This is a genomic window from Serratia sp. Z4 (assembly GCF_009900725.1).
GTDB lineage: Bacteria > Pseudomonadota > Gammaproteobacteria > Enterobacterales > Enterobacteriaceae > Serratia > Serratia nematodiphila.
The window spans coordinates 407,573-425,864 of the sequence record NZ_JAAABD010000002.1 but is presented as its reverse complement, the minus strand read 5'-3'; the positions used below and the strand labels follow the sequence as shown (position 1 = coordinate 425,864).

The window sequence follows — 18,292 nt, the reverse complement described above, 5'->3', positions numbered from 1 at the left end:
AAGCGCTAGGGCTTTTTGGCGGTCAACACGGCGCGCAGCGGCGCAGGATAGCCTTCAACCGTTTTGCTGCGGTCGTTCGGGTCGAGGAATTCAGCCAGCGACTCGCTGGTCATCCAGTCTGTACGACGCTGTTCTTCGAGGCTGGTGACGCACATATCGGCGATTTTCACGTCAACGAAGCCGCATTTCTCCAGCCAGCATTTCAGCGCTTCGGCGGAAGGAATGAAATACACGTTGCGCATCTGCGCATAACGGTCGCCCGGCACCAGCACCTGGTGGCGATCGCCTTCCACCACCAGCGTTTCCAGCACCAGTTCGCCTTCAGCTACCAGCTGATTTTTCAACTGATACAGATGATCGAGCGGCGAGCGGCGATGATACAGGACGCCCATCGAGAACACGGTGTCGAACGCCGCCAGTTCCGGCAACTGCTCGATGCCGAGCGGCAGCAGATGGGCGCGCTGATCGCCGCCCAACAGTTTGCGCACCGCTTCAAACTGGCACAGGAACAGCTGCATCGGATCGATGCCTACGGCAAAGTGTGCGCCGGCGCCGATCATGCGCCACAGGTGATAACCGCTGCCGCAGCCGACGTCGAGAATGGTGCGTCCGGCCAACGGGGAGATGTGCGGCAGCACGCGATCCCACTTCCAGTCGGAATGCCATTCGGTATCGATATCGATGCCATACAGCGAGAACGGCCCTTTACGCCACGGCATCAGGGTGCGCAGCATTTTCTCGACGCCTTCACGCTGGCCCGGCGACAGGCCAGGCTCCATCTCAGCGCGCACGCCGTGCAGCAGATCGAGACGGGTGGGGGTCAGCGTCGGCAAATGCTCCACCGAGTTGAACCACTGCTTGAATTTGCCGTGCAGCGATTCGCGTTGCCAGGCGCTCAGCTGCGCGGGCAGCGTATCCAGCCAGTGGCTGAGGGGGCTCTTGGCAATGCGCTGATAGAAATCACCGAATTCGATCATTGCGCATCCCCCGCTTTCAGGGCGATCAGCGAACCGAAGTTGAAGCACTGGAACCACACTTCAGCATGCTCGAATCCGGCCTGTTGCAGACGCGCCTTGTGCGCCTCCACCGAATCGGTCAGCATCACGTTTTCCAGCATGCTGCGTTTTTGGCTGATCTCCAGCTCGCTGTATCCGTTGGCGCGTTTGAAATCGTGGTGCATGTTGAACAGCAGCTCGCCGACTTCGGCGTCTTCAAAGCTGAACTTCTCCGACAGCACCAGCGCGCCGCCTGGGCGCAGGCCACGATAGATTTTCTCCAGCAGGCGCAGGCGATCGGCCGGCTCGAGGAACTGCAGCGTAAAGTTCAGTACCACCATCGAGGCGTCTTCGATGTCGATGTCGCGAATGTCGGCTTCGATAACCTCAACCGGCGTGTCGGCGCGGAAGGCGTCAATATGGCGGCGGCAACGTTCCACCATCGCCGGCGAATTGTCGACGGCGACGATATGGCAGCCGGGCACCTTGATATTCCGCCGCATTGACAGCGTCGCCGCGCCCAGTGAGCAGCCCAGGTCATACACCCGGCTGTCGGGTTGCACAAAACGTTCGGCCAGCATGCCGATCATCGAGATGATGTTGGAATAGCCGGGAACGGAGCGTTGGATCATGTCGGGGAACACTTCGGCGACGCGTTCGTCGAAGGTCCAGTCGCCCAGTTTGGCGATGGGGGCGGAGAAAAGAGTATCGCGGTTTGGCATAGCGGCAAATCAGTTCAGAATTCGAAGCTGCGTAGTCTAACAGAAAAGCGCAAAAAAGCGGAGCGGAAGCAGGCGGCGCGGCCGCCTGATGATAAAACGGGATCAGTGCAGGCTGAAAATCAGATCCCAAGGCAGATAGAAGATATTTGCCAGAACCATCAACAACAAAGAGATATAGGTCGCGGCCATGCCTGAACGGCGCCAACGAACCTCGCGGTTGCGTAAACCGTAGTAATGCACCAACCGCCCGGCCATCAGCATCAGGCCGCAGAGGTGAATCATCCAGATTTCCGCGCCGTTCATTTCCATGATCACCAGCAATACGGCAGCGATAGGAATGTATTCAACGGCGTTGCCATGCACGCGTATGGCGGTCTGCAATTCGTAGAAACCGCCGTCGCCGTAGGCTACGCGGTACTGCATCCTTAATCTGACTACGTCATAAGAGAGTTTGATCAACAACAATGCGCCGAGCACCACATAAAGCGCGCTTACCATTTTTAACTCCGTTCCCTAACCAAAACTGGCAGCCAGCATCATAGCCGTCATTGTATTCACTGTCGCGGGGAAATATTTGATGTTATTGGTCAGATTAATAGGTCAAAACAGTGCATCTTGTTCTGGCCAGTCTGGCGGCGCAGGCAAATCAGGGATCGCCAGACGCAACTGCTGCCAAATTTTTTGCGCCTGCTGGGGCGAATCGCCGTTGTCCGGCGTATGAATAAACAGATAGGGCTGATGCTGTTGCTGCCACAGCGGCAGTTTTTGTTGCCAGGCTTCGAACCAGCGCAGGTTATCGGCCAGTTGGTCACCGCCGATAAAGCGCACCAACGGTTGGTCGGCGGTGACCAGAGCGTGTACCGGCAGCTTCGGTTTTTTCTGCTGGGCATCGCGCACGGCGGCGGTATTGGGGGCGGCGTGATGCACCGGGCGGCTGTCGAGGATCACCCGATTGATGCCGCGCTGGTGTAGCCCCTGATTCAACGCGCGCTCTTCCTCACCCTTGGCGAAAAACGCCGGATGACGCACTTCTACGCCGTAGGTGAACTCCTGCGGCAGGCTTTCGAAGAACTGCCACATGCGCGGCAGCTCATCGGGGCCGAAGGCGGCGGGCAGCTGCAGCCACAACTGGCCGATGCGCTGATGCACCGGGCTCAGGCAGTGGTAAAACGCCTGTAGCTCGGCGGCGCAGTTGCGCAGGGCGGCCTTGTGGCTGATGTCCGACGGGAATTTGAAGCAGAAGCGAAAATCGTCGCCGGTCATGTCGCGCCAGCGCTGCACGATTTCCAGTTTCGGCAGCGCGTAGAAGGTGGTGTTGCCTTCCACGCAGTTGAAGTAGCGGCTGTAATCCGCCAAATCACGCAGCCCGATACGATTCCAGGCTGAATGTTGCCACTGCGGCAGTCCGATGTAGATCACGGCGTCGTCTTCCTTTACTTGTGCTTGGCTTATCAGGCTACAACTTAACGTTACCGCTCGAGCGCGGCAAGAATTTCGCCGGTGTCGCGCACCCGCGCCAAACGCGGGAAGATGTGTTCGAACGCGAAACGGTGCATTTCCGCGTTCTGCGCACTGCAGACGTCTTCGGCGATCACCAGTTCATAGCCGTGCTCCCAGGCGGCGCGGGCGGTGGACTCCACGCCGATATTGGTGGAAATGCCGCCCAGCACCACGGACTTGATGCCGCGGCGGCGCAGCTGCAAGTCCAGATCGGTGCCGTAGAAGGCGCCCCATTGGCGTTTGGTGATCAGAATATCGTTGTCGCAGACCGCCAGCGGCGCGGGGAATTCCCACCAGCTGGCCGGCAAACCGCCGGCGGGCGCGGGAGCCGGTTTATCCACCGGTTGTTTCAGCGCTTCGGCGAAGGAGTCTGACCAACCGACGCGCACCAACAGCACCGGCGCGCCCAGCATGCGAAAACGGGCGGCCAGCAGGGCGGCGTTCGCCACCACCTGGCCGGCGCTGTGCGGGCCGCCGGCGTAAGGCAGAATGCCGTTTTGCAAATCGATCAGCACCAGAGCGGTGGTTTGGGCGTCAAGTTTCAGCATGGATTTCATCTCGTTGCGAAGTGGATAAAAACTGTTCGGCGCGCCGGGCGAGCTGCGTTCGGCGCAAAACCGGGGGAGAATCAGGCTACGTGAAAAAACTGTCGCAGGTTAATGGGAAATTTGTTAACCGATGTGTTGATTCGAACAAAAACGCGCCATTTAGTGCAGTAACAATGCTGTGTTCGCACTTATCGGGCGGATGAATTTCCTTTATAATGACTCCCTTTTTTCAACACTCTTTAATCCAACGACCTATGCCGATTTATGAATATGCATGTGGTGCTTGCAACCATCGGTTAGAGAAATTGCAAAAATTTTCCGATGCGCCGCTGGCAGACTGCCCGGCGTGTGGGCAGCCCGCGTTGACCAAGTTGATTTCATCTTCCGGTTTCCAGCTTAAGGGCACCGGCTGGTATGCGACGGATTTTAAACCGGGCAACAAGTAGAATTTATCAGATAACAGCCGCGCGACAGGGGCGCAGTAGCCCGGCGCGGCATCGGCTGTGTAAAAGGATAGCGTATGCGTACTGAATATTGCGGGCAGTTGAATCTGTCCCACGTGGGCCAGGAAGTCACTCTGTGTGGTTGGGTCAATCGTCGTCGCGATCTGGGCGGCCTGATCTTTATTGATATGCGCGACCGTGAAGGCATCGTGCAGGTGTTCTTCGACCCGGACGAGAAAGTGGCGTTCGACAAGGCCTATGACCTGCGCAATGAATTTTGCATCCAGATCGTCGGCACCGTGCGTGCGCGTCCGGACAGCCAGATCAAGAAAGATATGGCCACCGGCGAAGTGGAAGTGTTCGCCCACGCGCTCGAGATCATCAACCGCTCCGAGCCGCTGCCGCTGGACTCCAACCAGGTCAACAGCGAAGAAGCGCGCCTGAAATACCGTTACCTCGATCTGCGTCGCCCGGAAATGGCCGAGCGTCTGAAGACCCGCGCCAAAATCACCAGCTTCGTACGTCGCTTTATGGACAGCCACGGTTTCCTCGACATCGAAACGCCGATGCTGACCAAAGCGACGCCGGAAGGCGCCCGCGATTACCTGGTGCCGAGCCGCGTGCACAAGGGCAAATTCTACGCGCTGCCGCAGTCTCCGCAGCTGTTTAAACAGCTGCTGATGATGTCCGGCTTCGATCGTTACTATCAGATCGTCAAATGCTTCCGTGACGAAGACCTGCGTGCGGACCGTCAGCCTGAATTTACTCAAATCGACGTCGAAACCTCCTTCATGACCGCCGAGCAGGTGCGTGAAGTGATGGAGAAGCTGGCGCGTGAACTGTGGCTGGACGTGAAGGGCGTGGATCTGGGCGATTTCCCGGTCATGACCTTCGCCGAAGCGATGCGTCGCTTTGGTTCCGATAAGCCGGACCTGCGTAACCCGCTGGAGCTGGTGGACGTGGCTGACCTGGTCAAGGACGTCGAGTTCAAAGTGTTCTCCGGCCCGGCCAATGACGCCAAAGGCCGCGTGGCGGCGATCCGCGTACCGGGCGGCGCACAGCTGACCCGCAAGCAGATCGACGAGTACGGCGCTTTCGTCAACATCTACGGCGCTAAAGGCCTGGCCTGGCTGAAGGTCAACGACCGCGCCGCCGGCATGGAAGGCGTGCAGAGCCCGATCGCCAAATTCCTCAGCGCGGAAGTGCTGGAAGCCGTCCTGGCGCGTACCGACGCGCAGACCGGCGACATCCTGTTCTTCGGCGCAGACAGTTTCAAGATTGTCACCGATGCGATGGGCGCGCTGCGCCTGAAGCTGGGTCGCGATCTGGGGCTGACCCAACTCGACAGCTGGGCGCCGCTGTGGGTGGTCGACTTCCCGATGTTCGAAGAAGACGAAGAGGGCGGCCTGGCGGCGATGCACCACCCGTTCACCTCGCCGCGCGACATGAGCCCGGAAGAGCTGGCCGCTGCGCCGGTCAACGCTATCGCCAACGCCTATGACATGGTGATCAACGGTTACGAAGTGGGCGGCGGTTCGGTGCGTATTCACCGCAGCGAAATGCAGCAGACGGTATTCAGCATTCTGGGCATCGACGAACACGAACAGCGCGAGAAGTTCGGCTTCCTGCTGGACGCGCTGAAGTACGGCACGCCGCCGCACGCCGGCCTGGCTTTCGGCCTGGACCGTCTGGTGATGCTGCTGACCGGCACCGACAACATCCGCGACGTTATCGCCTTCCCGAAAACCACCGCGGCGGCCTGTCTGATGACCGATGCACCGAGCTTCGCCAACCCGGCGGCGCTGCAGGAGCTGGCGATCAGCGTGGTAAAGAAAGCCGGTGCGGAACAAGAGAGCGAGTGATGAGTTACAAGCGCCCTGAATCTATCCTGGTAGTGATTTACGCGAAATCCAGTGGTCGGGTGCTGATGTTACAGCGGCGCGACGATACCGAGTTCTGGCAGTCGGTCACCGGCAGCCTGGAACAGGATGAGTCGCCGCCGCATGCCGCGCGGCGTGAGGTCATGGAAGAAGTGGGCATCGATATCGAAGCAGAGCACCTGCCGTTGTTCGATTGCCAGCGCTGCGTGGAGTTTGAACTCTTTGTCCATTTGCGACATCGCTATGCGCCGGGAACCACGCGCAATAAAGAGCACTGGTTCTGTCTGGCGTTGCCCGAGGAGCGCGATCCGGTGATTACCGAGCATCACGCTTACCAATGGCTTGAGGCGGCCGAGGCCGTGAAGTTGACCAAGTCGTGGAGCAATCAGCAGGCGATTGAAGAGTTCGTGATCAATTCAGTCCAGTAGTTTTTTTCGGAGATTTTTTATGGCAGGTCATAGTAAGTGGGCCAACACAAAGCACCGTAAAGCGGCGCAGGACGCCAAGCGCGGTAAAATTTTCACCAAGATTATTCGTGAGCTGGTCACGGCCGCCAAGCTGGGCGGCGGCGATCCGGATTCCAACCCGCGTCTGCGCGCGGCGATGGACAAGGCGCTGTCGAACAACATGACGCGCGACACCATGAATCGTGCAATCGCGCGCGGCGTGGGCGGCGATGATGATACCAATATGGAAACCATCATCTATGAAGGCTACGGCCCTGGCGGCACCGCCGTCATGATCGAATGCCTGAGCGACAACCGCAACCGCACCGTGGCGGAAGTGCGTCACGCCTTTACCAAATGCGGCGGCAACCTCGGCACCGACGGTTCCGTGGCTTATCTGTTCACCAAGAAGGGCGTGATCACCTACGCACCGGGCCTGGATGAAGACAGCGTAATGGAAGCGGCGTTGGAAGCCGGTGCGGAAGACATCGTGACCTATGACGATGGCGCCATCGACGTGTTCACCGCCTGGGAAAGCCTGGGCGCGGTGAAAGATGCGCTGACCGCTGCGGGCTTCGAAGCCGAAGCGGCGGAAGTGTCGATGATCCCATCGACCAAGGCCGACATGGACGCGGAAACCGCGCCTAAGCTGTTGCGCCTGATCGATATGCTGGAAGACTGCGACGACGTGCAGGAAGTTTACCATAACGGTGAAATCTCCGACGAAGTGGCGGCGACGCTGTAATCCGGTAAAACGGGCGCCGCCGTTCGGCGGCGCCGTGCATGCAAGGTGGATGTAGATATGGCGATCATACTCGGTATCGATCCCGGCTCGCGCGTCACCGGCTATGGCCTTATCCGCCAGCAGGGGCGCCAGTTGAGCTATATCGCCAGCGGCTGCATCCGCACGGTGGTGGACGACATGCCGACGCGGCTGAAGCTGATTTACGCCGGCGTCAGCGAGATCATCACCCAGTTTCAGCCCGATTTCTTCGCCATCGAACAGGTGTTTATGGCCAAGAACCCGGATTCGGCGCTCAAGCTCGGCCAGGCGCGCGGCGTCGCAATCGTGGCGGCGGTTAATCAGAACCTGGAAGTGTTCGAGTATGCGGCGCGGCAGGTCAAACAAACCGTGGTCGGCACCGGCGCGGCCGAAAAGGCGCAGGTACAGCACATGGTGCGCTCGCTGCTCAAACTCTCGGCAAACCCGCAGGCGGATGCCGCGGATGCCCTGGCCATCGCCATCACCCACTGCCACCTCAGCCAGAACGTGCTGCGAATGAGCGAAGGGCGGCTGAACCTGGCGCGCGGGCGTTTGCGCTGACGCGAAACGATGATTGCTCAGGCTGGATATTCATCCAGCCTTTTTTATGTTATAAGCTTTACCAGCAACGGCATGGCAGGGCGCCATGCCCGGTAATTCTGCAGGAGGGTAAATGATAGGTCGTCTCAGAGGAAATATTCTGGAAAAGCAGCCGCCGCTGGTGTTACTGGAGGCGAACGGCGTGGGTTATGAAGTGCACATGCCGATGACCTGCTTTTACGAGCTGCCGGAACTGGGGCAAGAGGCCATCGTGTTTACCCACTTCGTGGTGCGTGAAGACGCGCAGCTGCTGTACGGTTTCAACGACAAGCAGGAGCGCGCGCTGTTCCGCGAGCTGATTAAGGTCAACGGCGTCGGGCCGAAACTGGCGCTCGCCATCCTGTCGGGCATGTCCGCGCAGCAGTTCGTCAGCGCGGTGGAGCGCGAAGAGATCACCGCACTGGTCAAGCTGCCGGGCGTGGGCAAGAAAACTGCCGAGCGCCTGGTGGTCGAGATGAAAGATCGCTTCAAAGGGCTGAACGGCGATCTGTTCAACAACAGCAGCGAGATCAGCCTGCCGGCCGCCGCCGACAAAACGCCGGAAGCGGACGCGGAAGCCGAAGCCGTCTCGGCGCTGGTGGCGCTGGGCTATAAGCCGCAGGAAGCCAGCCGCATGGTCAGCAAGATTGCCAAGCCGGGCGCCGACTGCGAAACCCTGATCCGCGACGCGCTGCGCGCCGCCCTGTAAGGCCGAAAAGGGGTAGATAATGATTGAAGCCGATCGCCTGATTTCCGCCGAACCGATCAACGAAGAGGAGATCCTCGATCGCGCCATTCGTCCCAAGCTGCTGACTGAATACGTCGGCCAGCCGCACGTGCGCGAGCAGATGGAGATCTTCATCCAGGCGGCCAAGCAGCGCGGCGACGCGCTCGACCATTTATTGATCTTCGGCCCGCCGGGGCTGGGGAAAACCACCCTGGCCAACATCGTGGCCAACGAAATGGGCGTAAATTTGCGCACCACTTCCGGCCCGGTGTTAGAGAAGGCGGGCGATTTGGCGGCGATGCTGACCAACCTCGAACCGCACGACGTGTTGTTCATCGACGAAATTCACCGTTTGTCACCGGTGGTGGAAGAAGTATTGTATCCGGCGATGGAAGACTACCAGCTGGATATCATGATCGGCGAAGGGCCGGCGGCGCGTTCGATTAAGCTCGATCTGCCGCCGTTTACCTTGGTGGGAGCCACCACCCGCGCCGGTTCGCTGACCTCGCCGCTGCGCGATCGCTTCGGCATTGTCCAGCGGCTGGAGTTTTATCAGGTGGCGGATCTGCAGCACATCGTCTCGCGCAGCGCCGGGTGCCTGGGGCTGGAGCTGTCCGACGAGGGCGCCCATGAAGTGGCTCGCCGCGCGCGCGGCACGCCGCGTATCGCCAACCGCCTGTTGCGCCGGGTGCGCGATTTCGCTGAAGTGCGCGCCAACGGCGTGATCAGCGGTTCGGTGGCGGCGCAGGCGCTTGATATGCTCAACGTCGATGCCGAAGGCTTCGACTATATGGATCGCAAACTGCTGCTGGCGATTATCGACAAGTTTACCGGTGGCCCGGTCGGGTTGGATAATCTGGCGGCGGCGATCGGTGAAGAGCGCGAAACCATTGAAGACGTGATTGAACCGTTTCTGATCCAGCAGGGCTTTATCCAGCGCACGCCGCGCGGCCGTCTGGCGACGCAGCACGCCTACCGGCACTTTGGTCTCGAACGCGAAGAGTAAATTTTTAATCCGCCAATAAAAAAGGGCCGCAGATGCGGCCCTTGTCATATCCGGGCTTTAATCAAGCCTGTTGTTTTTTGAACAGGCTCAGCGTGAACAGCACGGCAGCGCAGAGCACCACCGAAGGGCCGGCCGGCGTATCGTAAAATGCCGAGAAGGCCAGGCCGCCGGTAACCGCCACCATGCCGAGCAGTACCGCGACACCCGCCATCTGCTCCGGCGTGCGCGCGAAACGGCGAGCGGTGGCCGCCGGAATGATCAGCAGCGAGGTGATGATCAGCGCGCCGACGAATTTCATCGCCAGGCCGATGGTCAACGCGGTGACCAGCATCAGCACGGTACGCGCCCGCGCCAAATTGACGCCGTCGACGTGCGCCAGCTCCGGGCTGATGGTCATCGACAGCAGATCGCGCCATTGCCACCACAGCACCAACAGCACCACGGCGACGCCGCCGGCGATCATCACGATGTCGCTCAGCGTGACCGAAAGCAGATCGCCGAACAGGTAGGCCATCAGATCGACCCGCACGTTGGACATCAGCGCCACCACCACCAGACCCAGCGACAGGGCGCTGTGGGCCAGAATGCCGAGCAGGGTATCTACCGAAAGCTGCGGGCGGCGTTCCAGCCACACCAGGGCCAGGGCCAGCAGCAACGTAATGGCGATCACCGCATAGAAAGGATTGATGTCCAGCAGCAGACCAAAGGCGACGCCGAGCAGCGAGGCGTGCGCCAGGGTGTCGCCGAAGTAGGACATGCGGCGCCAAACCACAAAGGAGCCCAGCGGCCCGGCGGCGCTAGCCAGCAACACCCCGGCCAGCCAGCCGGGAAGTAACAATTCGATCATGCTTCGTGGCTCCCGGTTTTCTTCAAGACAATTCTTCCCTGCAGGTCGTGGCGATGGTTGTGATGGTGGCGATACACCGCCAGCTGCTCTGCGCCGCGGTTGCCGAACATGGCGATGAATTCGGGATGCATCGAGACCACCTCCGGCGCGCCGGAGCAGCAGATATGCTGATTGAGGCACAACACCTCGTCGGTTTTCGCCATCACCAGATGCAGATCGTGCGAGACCATCAGTACGGCGCAGCCCAGCTCCTTGCGCAGCTGATCGATCAGATCGTACAGCGCCAGTTGGCCGTTGACGTCCACCCCTTGCGTGGGTTCGTCCAGCACCAGCAGCTGCGGTTTATTCAGCAGCGCTCGCGCCAGCAGTACGCGTTGGTTCTCGCCGCCGGAGAGCTTTTGCATCGGCTGGTCGAGCAGGTGGGCGGCGTGCACGCGCTTGAGCGCCGGCAGAATGTCGGCTTTCTTTACGCCGGGTTTAAGACGCATAAAGCGGCTAACGGTCAGCGGCAGGGTGGCGTCGAGGTGGAGTTTTTGCGGCACGTAGCCGATGCGCAGGCCGGGCTCCCGCTCCAGCGTGCCGGCGGTTGGTTTGACCAATCCCAGCACCACGCGTACCAGTGTGGATTTGCCCGCGCCGTTCGGGCCAAGCAGCGTGAGAATACGGCCGGGCTGCAGGCTGAGGGAAATGTTCGACAGCACCTTGCGGCTGCCGAAGGCGACGGAGATATTTTTTAGCGTTATCAGTGTAGACATCTCGAGATTACAGGTTGCAGAACGAAGCGGATGTTATAATATCACGCCTTGTTGATGAAAACGATGGGATTACTGATGATGGCAAAGAAAAATAAATGGCTGCAGCGCACGCTGCTGGCCAGCGCACTGTTGATGGCCGGCCCGCTGAGCAGCGCTTCCGCTGCGGTGGTGACATCGATTCGCCCCTTAGGCTTTATCGCTGCGGCCATCGCCGACGGCGTGACGCCGACCGAGGTGTTGCTGCCGGACGGCGCTTCGCCGCACGATTTTGCGTTGCGTCCTTCCGATATCCAGCGCTTGCGTTCCGCTGACCTGGTGTTGTGGGTCGGGCCGGACATGGAAGCGTTCCTGACCAAGGCGCTGGTGCCGATCTCGGCGACGCGAAAGCTGGCTATCAGCGAACTGCCGGCGGTGAAGCCGCTGCTGATGAAAGGCGAAGAGGACGACGATCATGAACATGCAGGTGAAGCGCATAACCATGCCGATGACGATCATGGGCATCATCACGGCGAGTACAATATGCACGTTTGGCTGTCGCCGGAGATAGCAAAAGTGACCGCGATCGCGATTCACGACAGATTGTTGGAACTTATGCCGCAAAATAAGGACAAATTAGACGCAAACCTGCGCCAGTTCGAGAATCTGCTGACGCAAACTGACAAAAATGTTGGTAACATGCTTACGCCTGTGCAAGGTAAGGGTTATTTTGTTTTTCATGATGCTTACGGCTACTTTGAAAAACACTACGGTTTGAGTCCGCTGGGCCATTTCACCGTCAATCCCGAAATTCAGCCTGGAGCACAGCGCCTACACCAAATTCGAACACAGTTGGTTGAGCAGAAAGCGGTATGCGTTTTTGCTGAGCCACAATTCAGGCCGGCCGTAATCAATGCCGTCGCCAAGGGTACCAAAGTGCGTTCCGGAACGCTGGACCCGCTGGGCACCGGCATCGCGCTGGAGAAGGACAGCTACGGGAAATTCCTGACTCAGCTGTCAAACCAGTACGTGAGCTGCCTGAAGTAAAGCTTATGAGGATAATATCGAGTGCAGCAGATAGTCCGAACTATCGCTCTGGCGTATAACAACCTGCCACGGCCCCACCGCGTCATGCTGGGGTCGCTGACAGTCGTCACATTGGCCGTCGCTGTTTGGCGGCCTTTTGTTTACCACCCAGAACACAACCCCATCGCCAAGAGCGTCGAGTTAGAATCCAGCCAGATGCGGTCATTGCTCCCTGAAGCCAGTGAACCGATAGATGTCGACCAACCCACCCCCGATGACGAAATCCCGCAGGATGAGCTGGACCAGAAGGATGCCGGCGATGATGGCGTGCATGAATATGTGGTTTCCACCGGCGACACCCTTGGCAGCATTCTGACGCAGTACGGCATTGATATGTCGGATGTCACCTTGCTGGCTTCGCAAAACCGCGATCTGCGTAACCTGAAGATCGGCCAACAGCTGTCGTGGACCGTGAACGACGCAGGCGATTTGCAGCAGTTGACCTGGGAGGTTTCCCGCCGCGAAACTCGCACCTATGATCGCGTCGGCAACAGCTTCAAGGAGTCAAAAGAGGCGCAGCAGGGCGAATGGCGCAACAACGTGATCAGCGGCCGGGTCAACGGCAGCTTCGTCAGCAGCGCCGGCGACGCCGGGCTGAGCCGTAACGAAATCAACTCGGTGATCAAGGCGTTGCAGTGGCAGCTCGATTTCCGCAAGCTGCGCAAAGGCGATCAGTTCTCCGTGCTGATGTCGCGTGAGCATTTCGACGGCAAGAAATCACAAAGCCAGCTGTTGGGCGTGCGTTTGCGCACCGGCGGCAAGGATTACTACGCGATCCGCGCCGAAGACGGCAAATTCTACGATCGCCAGGGCTCTGGCCTGGCGCGCGGCTTCATGCGTTTCCCGACCATGAAACAGTTCCGCATCTCCTCCAACTTCAACCCGCGCCGCGTGAACCCGGTGACCGGCCGCGTGGCGCCGCACAAGGGCGTCGATTTCGCCATGCCGGTCGGCACGCCGGTGCTGGCGGTCGGTGACGGTGAGGTGGTGATCGCCAAACGCAGCGGCGCAGCGGGTAACTATGTGGCGATCCGCCACGGTCGTCAGTACACCACGCGCTATATGCACCTGAAAAAACTGCTGGTGAAACCAGGCCAGAAGGTGAAACGCGGCGATCGCATTGCGCTCTCCGGCAACACCGGCCGTTCCACCGGGCCGCATCTGCACTTTGAACTGTGGACCGGCCAACAGGCGGTGAACCCGCTGACGGCTAAACTGCCGCGTTCCGAAGGGCTGGGCGGCAAAGACCGCAGCGATTATCTGGCGCAGGTGAAGGAAGTGGTTCCTCAGCTGCAGTTGGATTAACGCCCCCTTTTTCCGGCGCTTCGGCGCCGTTAATTTCATCGGCCTGATTGCGGGCCGATGCTGTTTTATCTGGGCGGTTCGCGGTTGTTAATTGCAAAATCGGTGCTGGCAATTATGATTAGCCGAATCGCTAAGCCAAGAGCATGTGCATGCAAAACGAGAAGAAATCGAACGTAGAGTTCATTCCGCAGTTTCAAAAAGCCTTTTTATATCCGCGCTACTGGGGCGTGTGGTTGGGAACCGGTCTGATGGCCGGCATTTCGCTGGTGCCTGCGCGCCTGCGCGATCCGGTGCTGGGTGCGGTCGGCAAACTGGCCGGCAAGTTGGCGAAGGGCGCGCGCCGTCGTGCCCGCATCAACCTGCTGTATTGCTTGCCTGAGTTGCCTGAAAGCGAACGCGAGCACATTATCGACCAGATGTTCGCCTGCGCGCCGCAGTCGATGGTGCTGATGGCTGAGCTGGCCTGCACCAAACCGGAAAAAGTGCTCAAGCGCGTGCGTTGGCACGGCGAAGAGGTGTTGGACAAGATCCGCGCGGAAGGGCGCAACGTGATTTTCCTGGTGCCACATGGCTGGGCGGTGGATGTGCCGGCGATGTTGATGGCCGCGCGCGGTCAACCGATGGCGGCGATGTTCCACAATCAGCGCAATCAGCTGATCGACTACCTGTGGAACGCCGTGCGTCGTAAATTCGGCGGCCGCATGCACGCGCGCAATGACGGCATCAAACCGTTTATCAGTTCGGTTCGCCAGGGATATTGGGGTTATTATCTGCCCGATCAGGATCACGGCGCTGAGCACAGTGAGTTTGTCGACTTCTTCGCCACCTATAAGGCGACCTTGCCGGCGGTCGGGCGGTTGATGAAGGTATGCCGTGCGGCGATCGTGCCGTTGTTCCCGGTGTACGACGGCAAAACCAGCATGCTGGATATCTATATTCGCGAGCCGATGGACGATCTGGCCGAAGCGGACGATCCGCGCATTGCCCGCCGTATGAATGAAGAAGTGGAAAACCTGGTGGGCCCGAACCCGGAGCAGTACACCTGGATCCTCAAACTGTTGAAGACGCGCAAAGAAGGGGAGATTGAGCCTTACTCGCGCGACGATCTGTATCGTTAATCCTTTCTACCGCTAACGCCGGCAGGGCCACAACCCGGCCGGCGTCTCTTCAGATGTGCACCCTACAGCCGCGAGCCCGCAGGATGTCGACGATTTTAGGCGTGTGGGTGAAATCATTCCAGCGCAGATCAAGCTTGCGCAGCCGGCTCAGTTCACCGAGGCTTTCCGGCAGATTGCTCAGGCGGTTGGCGCGCAGATCCAGGCTTCTCAGCGCCGTGAGCTCACCGATATTTTCCGGCAGGCGCGTCAGCTGATTAAAACGCAGGTTCAGCTCGCTCAATCGCGGCAGGCGGCAGAAGGCTGCCGGCAGTTCGGTGATGGCATTGTTGGCCGCATCGAGTATCTCAAGCTCGCCGAGCAGAGCCATTTCCGCCGGCAGCGCGGTCAGGGCATTTTTCATGATATGCAACTCGCGCAGCGCGCGCAGCTGCCCGATTTCGCCGGGCAGGTTGCCGATGCGATTGTTGTATAAACGCAGCTCCTGCAATGCCGCCAGCCCCGGTATCGCCTGCGGCAAGGCGGTCAGTTGGTTATCGGTCGCGTTGAGGTAAACCAACTGCTGCAGTTGCGCCAGCGCACGCGGCAGGTCGCTAAAGCCGTTATCGCTCAGGTAGAGGTATTTCAGCCGGTGCAGTTGCCCCAATGTTTCAGGCAGTTCGCTTGCGCGGTTGTGACCGAAGTCGAACATCTCAAGCTGTTGCAACTGACCAATCTCCGGCGGCAGGCGGTCGAGCTGATTGCAGGAGATGTTCAGCACCTGCAGGTTGCGGTGTTGCAAGATGGAGGCGGGGAAGGCCGTCAGCAGATTGTCGTACAGGCTGATTTTGCGCAGCGCGTGGCCGGTTAGCTGCGATTCGTCGAGCTGCGTCAGACCGCGCCCATCGAGATCGAGCGCATCACCGGTCGAGGCTGGATTGCGTTGGTGGAGCATGGCGTTCTCCGTCGTTTATGGCGGTGTCAGGGCAAAAAAAATGCCGGCCAACGTGAGCCGGCCGGCATGTCGTCTGCGGCGTGGATTACTCGACGCGCAGGATACGGCTGGTATTGGTGGTGCCGACGGTTTCCATCACGTCGCCCTGGGTGACGATCACCAGATCGCCGGAGACCAGGAAGCCTTTGTCGCGCAGGCGATTGACGGCTTCATTGGCGGCGATCACGCCGTCTTTGTGGCTGTCGAAATAAACCGGCGTCACGCCGCGATACAGCGCGGTCAGGTTCAGCGTGTGCTCATGACGCGACATGGCGAAGATCGGCAGGCCGGAGCTGATGCGCGACATCATCAGCGCAGTGCGGCCGGATTCGGTCATGGCGATCAGCGCGGTGACGCCTTTCAGGTGGTTGGCGGCATACATCGAAGACATGGCGATCGCCTCTTCGATGTTGTCGAACTGTACGTCCAGGCGGTGTTTGGAAACGTTGATGCTCGGGATCTTCTCGGCACCCAGACAAACGCGCGCCATCGCCGCCACGGTTTCCGCCGGGTATTGGCCAGCGGCGGTTTCCGCCGACAGCATGACAGCGTCGGTGCCGTCCAGCACGGCGTTGGCCACGTCCATGACTTCGGCGCGGGTCGGCATCGGGTTGGTGATCATCGACTCCATCATCTGGGTCGCGGTGATCACCGCGCGGTTCAGGGTGCGGGCGCGGCGGATCAGTTTCTTCTGAATGCCGACCAGTTCCGGATCGCCGATTTCGACGCCCAGGTCGCCACGGGCCACCATCACCACGTCGGAGGCCAGAATAATGTCGTCCATCGCTTCGTCGGTGCAAACCGCTTCGGCGCGCTCAACCTTGGACACGATCTTGGCGTTGCAGCCGGCATCGCGCGCCAGGCGGCGGGCATAGTTCAGATCTTCACCGGTACGCGGGAAGGAGACCGCCAGGTAGTCGACGCCAATCTTGGCGGCGGTCACGATGTCCGCCTTGTCTTTTTCGGTCAGGGCTTCGGCCGACAGGCCGCCGCCGAGTTTGTTGATGCCCTTGTTGTTGGACAGCGGGCCGCCGACGGTCACTTCGGTAAACACTTTCATGCCCTGAACTTCGAGCACTTTCAGCTGAACGCGGCCGTCATCAAGCAGCAGGACGTCGCCCGGTACCACATCGGCTGGCAGGCCTTTATAGTCGATACCGACTTTTTCTTTATCGCCTTCGCCTTTTGACAGGTTGGCGTCCAGCAGGAATTTATCGCCCACGTTGAGGAAGATTTTGCCTTCCTTGAAGGTGGAGACGCGAATTTTCGGCCCTTGCAGATCGCCGAGGATAGCGACGTGACGCCCCAGCTTGGCAGCGATTTCGCGCACTTTGTCAGCGCGAGCCTGATGATCTTCCGGGCTGCCGTGGGAGAAGTTAAGCCGAACTACGTTGGCGCCGGCGGCAATGATCTTTTCCAGATTATTGTCGCGGTCTGTAGCCGGACCCAGGGTGGTAACGATTTTGGTTCTTCTGAGCCGTCTGGACATGTATTACTCCGTTGACTGGTGAAGCAAATATTGGTGTTGCGATAACGTCGGATAACGAAACCAGGCGTGAAATGTAATTTTACAACACTGATATTTCACCCGGGTTACCCGTATGAGCATGTTAACAGGGTACCGCCTCTGATGCCGTCATTCAAATGTCTGTTGAACGGCGATTTTTTCTTCGTCGGGTCACGAATCAAAACTGTTGGGAATGACCACGCCTTTATCAAAGCGCGATTCTTTGAGCGCTTCTTTGACCCGCTTCAAGTTATCTCTGAATTTAGCCCCTCGGCGCAAGGTAAATCCGGTGGCGAGCACGTCAATGAGCGTTAATTGCGCGATCCGCGACACCATCGGCATGTAAACGTCGGTGTCTTCGGGCACGTCGAGCAGCAGGGCCAGGGTCGCCGCCTGGGCGAGCGGGGTGTCGCGCGAGGTGATAGCCAGTACCGTGGCGTCGTTCTCCCGCGCCAGGTGGGCCATCTCCACCAGATTCTTGGTGCGGCCGGTGTGTGAGATCAGCACCACCACGTCGCCTTCGCTGGAGTTCATGCAGCTCATGCGCTGCATGACGATGTCATCAAAGTAGACCACCGGAATGTTGAAGCGGAAAAATTTGTTCATCGCATCGTGCGCCACCGCCGCGGAGGCACCCAGCCCGAAGAAAGAGATCTTTTTTGCCTGGGTGAGCAGGTCAACCGCACGATTGATTGCGGCAATATCCAAATTTGCCTTTACTGTATCGAGGCTGGCCATTACCGATTCGAAGATCTTGCTGGTATAGGAATCGACGCTGTCATCTTCCTCAACGTTACGGTTTACGTAGGGCGTGCCGTTAGCCAGGCTTTGGGCGAGATGCAGTTTGAAGTCGGGAAAGCCTTTGGTATCAAGGCGGCGGCAAAAACGGTTGACGGTAGGTTCGCTGACGTCGGCCATGCGCGCCAGCGTGGCGATGCTGGAGTGAATGGCGGTCTGCGGGGAGGCCAGGATCACCTCGGCGACTTTCCTTTCAGATTTGCTCAGGCGTTCCAGATGGCTCTGGATTTTGTCCAGCGTATTCATATAACGAGAGTCACTCATGGTTTTATCCCTGTGGCTTTCAAGCAACAGCGTCGAATTTCGCCCGTGTTCGCCGTG

At 59.3% G+C, this 18,292-nt stretch carries 20 protein-coding genes; 10 read left to right on the top strand and 10 right to left on the bottom strand.

Annotated elements, in window-relative coordinates:
* Positions 1–5: 5 nt before the first annotated feature.
* The 5 genes from cmoB to GT753_RS09860 form a co-directional block, all read right to left on the bottom strand.
* Complete coding sequence (gene cmoB / locus GT753_RS09880; protein ID WP_015378134.1) at positions 6–977, bottom strand: tRNA 5-methoxyuridine(34)/uridine 5-oxyacetic acid(34) synthase CmoB; 972 nt, start codon at positions 975–977, stop codon at positions 6–8.
* Positions 974–1,717, bottom strand: coding sequence for a carboxy-S-adenosyl-L-methionine synthase CmoA (cmoA, locus tag GT753_RS09875; protein ID WP_015378133.1), 744 nt, complete (start codon positions 1,715–1,717; stop codon positions 974–976). The genes cmoB and cmoA overlap by 4 nt, the downstream gene beginning before the upstream one ends.
* Positions 1,718–1,819: 102 nt before the next feature.
* Positions 1,820–2,215, bottom strand: coding sequence for an MAPEG family protein (locus tag GT753_RS09870; RefSeq protein WP_004932387.1), 396 nt, complete (start codon positions 2,213–2,215; stop codon positions 1,820–1,822).
* 102 nt (positions 2,216–2,317) lie between these two features.
* Positions 2,318–3,133: a DUF72 domain-containing protein gene (locus GT753_RS09865; RefSeq protein ID WP_031299685.1), complete on the bottom strand. Its 816-nt coding sequence runs from the start codon at positions 3,131–3,133 to the stop codon at positions 2,318–2,320.
* 53 nt (positions 3,134–3,186) lie between these two features.
* Positions 3,187–3,765: a hydrolase gene (locus tag GT753_RS09860; protein WP_004932381.1), complete on the bottom strand. Its 579-nt coding sequence runs from the start codon at positions 3,763–3,765 to the stop codon at positions 3,187–3,189.
* A 215-nt stretch (positions 3,766–3,980) separates the two neighbouring features.
* Between GT753_RS09860 and GT753_RS09855 the strand changes: the two genes are divergently transcribed.
* The 7 genes from GT753_RS09855 to ruvB all read left to right on the top strand — a co-directional run bounded on the left by GT753_RS09855 (position 3,981) and on the right by ruvB (position 9,609).
* Complete coding sequence (locus GT753_RS09855) at positions 3,981–4,211, top strand: zinc ribbon domain-containing protein (protein ID WP_320204121.1); 231 nt, start codon at positions 3,981–3,983, stop codon at positions 4,209–4,211.
* Between the two features lie 74 nt (positions 4,212–4,285).
* The gene (gene aspS, locus GT753_RS09850; protein WP_160125560.1) at positions 4,286–6,070 is read left to right on the top strand and encodes an aspartate--tRNA ligase; all 1,785 of its coding nucleotides are present in this window, start codon (positions 4,286–4,288) and stop codon (positions 6,068–6,070) included.
* On the top strand, positions 6,070–6,516 hold the full coding sequence (gene nudB / locus GT753_RS09845; protein WP_004932373.1) for a dihydroneopterin triphosphate diphosphatase: 447 nt from the start codon (positions 6,070–6,072) through the stop codon (positions 6,514–6,516). The genes aspS and nudB overlap by 1 nt, the downstream gene beginning before the upstream one ends.
* A 19-nt stretch (positions 6,517–6,535) precedes the next feature.
* Positions 6,536–7,279, top strand: coding sequence for a YebC/PmpR family DNA-binding transcriptional regulator (locus tag GT753_RS09840; protein ID WP_004932370.1), 744 nt, complete (start codon positions 6,536–6,538; stop codon positions 7,277–7,279).
* A 57-nt stretch (positions 7,280–7,336) separates the two neighbouring features.
* Positions 7,337–7,858 carry a crossover junction endodeoxyribonuclease RuvC gene (gene ruvC, locus GT753_RS09835; RefSeq protein WP_004932367.1) on the top strand — a complete coding sequence of 174 codons (522 nt, stop codon included), beginning with the start codon at positions 7,337–7,339 and terminating at the stop codon, positions 7,856–7,858.
* 112 nt (positions 7,859–7,970) lie between these two features.
* Complete coding sequence (ruvA, locus tag GT753_RS09830; protein ID WP_004932365.1) at positions 7,971–8,585, top strand: Holliday junction branch migration protein RuvA; 615 nt, start codon at positions 7,971–7,973, stop codon at positions 8,583–8,585.
* 19 nt (positions 8,586–8,604) lie between these two features.
* Entirely contained in the window at positions 8,605–9,609 is a 1,005-nt protein-coding gene (gene ruvB / locus GT753_RS09825) for a Holliday junction branch migration DNA helicase RuvB (RefSeq protein ID WP_004932364.1), read from the top strand.
* A 61-nt stretch (positions 9,610–9,670) separates the two neighbouring features.
* Here ruvB and znuB read toward each other — a convergent pair whose 3' ends face one another.
* Positions 9,671–10,456, bottom strand: a complete 786-nt coding sequence (znuB, locus tag GT753_RS09820) for a zinc ABC transporter permease subunit ZnuB (protein WP_015378131.1) — start codon at positions 10,454–10,456, stop codon at positions 9,671–9,673.
* The gene (gene znuC, locus GT753_RS09815; RefSeq protein ID WP_021503875.1) at positions 10,453–11,211 is read right to left on the bottom strand and encodes a zinc ABC transporter ATP-binding protein ZnuC; all 759 of its coding nucleotides are present in this window, start codon (positions 11,209–11,211) and stop codon (positions 10,453–10,455) included. The genes znuB and znuC overlap by 4 nt, the downstream gene beginning before the upstream one ends.
* Before the next feature lie 78 nt (positions 11,212–11,289).
* Between znuC and znuA the strand changes: the two genes are divergently transcribed.
* The 3 genes from znuA to lpxM all read left to right on the top strand — a co-directional run bounded on the left by znuA (position 11,290) and on the right by lpxM (position 14,696).
* Complete coding sequence (znuA, locus tag GT753_RS09810) at positions 11,290–12,234, top strand: zinc ABC transporter substrate-binding protein ZnuA (protein ID WP_041922343.1); 945 nt, start codon at positions 11,290–11,292, stop codon at positions 12,232–12,234.
* A 21-nt stretch (positions 12,235–12,255) separates the two neighbouring features.
* A complete protein-coding gene (gene mepM / locus GT753_RS09805) occupies positions 12,256–13,578 on the top strand; it encodes a murein DD-endopeptidase MepM (RefSeq protein WP_004932347.1) in 1,323 nt (440 codons plus the stop codon).
* Positions 13,579–13,727: 149 nt separating this feature from the next.
* The gene (gene lpxM / locus GT753_RS09800) at positions 13,728–14,696 is read left to right on the top strand and encodes a lauroyl-Kdo(2)-lipid IV(A) myristoyltransferase (RefSeq protein WP_015378127.1); all 969 of its coding nucleotides are present in this window, start codon (positions 13,728–13,730) and stop codon (positions 14,694–14,696) included.
* 49 nt (positions 14,697–14,745) lie between these two features.
* On the opposite strand, the gene GT753_RS09795 is transcribed toward lpxM, so the two are convergent.
* From GT753_RS09795 to GT753_RS09785, 3 genes are all read right to left on the bottom strand, one after another.
* Positions 14,746–15,627, bottom strand: coding sequence for a leucine-rich repeat domain-containing protein (locus GT753_RS09795; RefSeq protein WP_160125559.1), 882 nt, complete (start codon positions 15,625–15,627; stop codon positions 14,746–14,748).
* An 85-nt stretch (positions 15,628–15,712) separates the two neighbouring features.
* Positions 15,713–17,155, bottom strand: a complete 1,443-nt coding sequence (gene pyk, locus GT753_RS09790; RefSeq protein ID WP_004932339.1) for a pyruvate kinase — start codon at positions 17,153–17,155, stop codon at positions 15,713–15,715.
* A gap of 189 nt (positions 17,156–17,344) precedes the next feature.
* Positions 17,345–18,217 (bottom strand): MurR/RpiR family transcriptional regulator, encoded by an 873-nt coding sequence (locus GT753_RS09785; protein WP_021503871.1) that lies wholly within the window; start codon positions 18,215–18,217, stop codon positions 17,345–17,347.
* Positions 18,218–18,292: the final 75 nt, after the last annotated feature.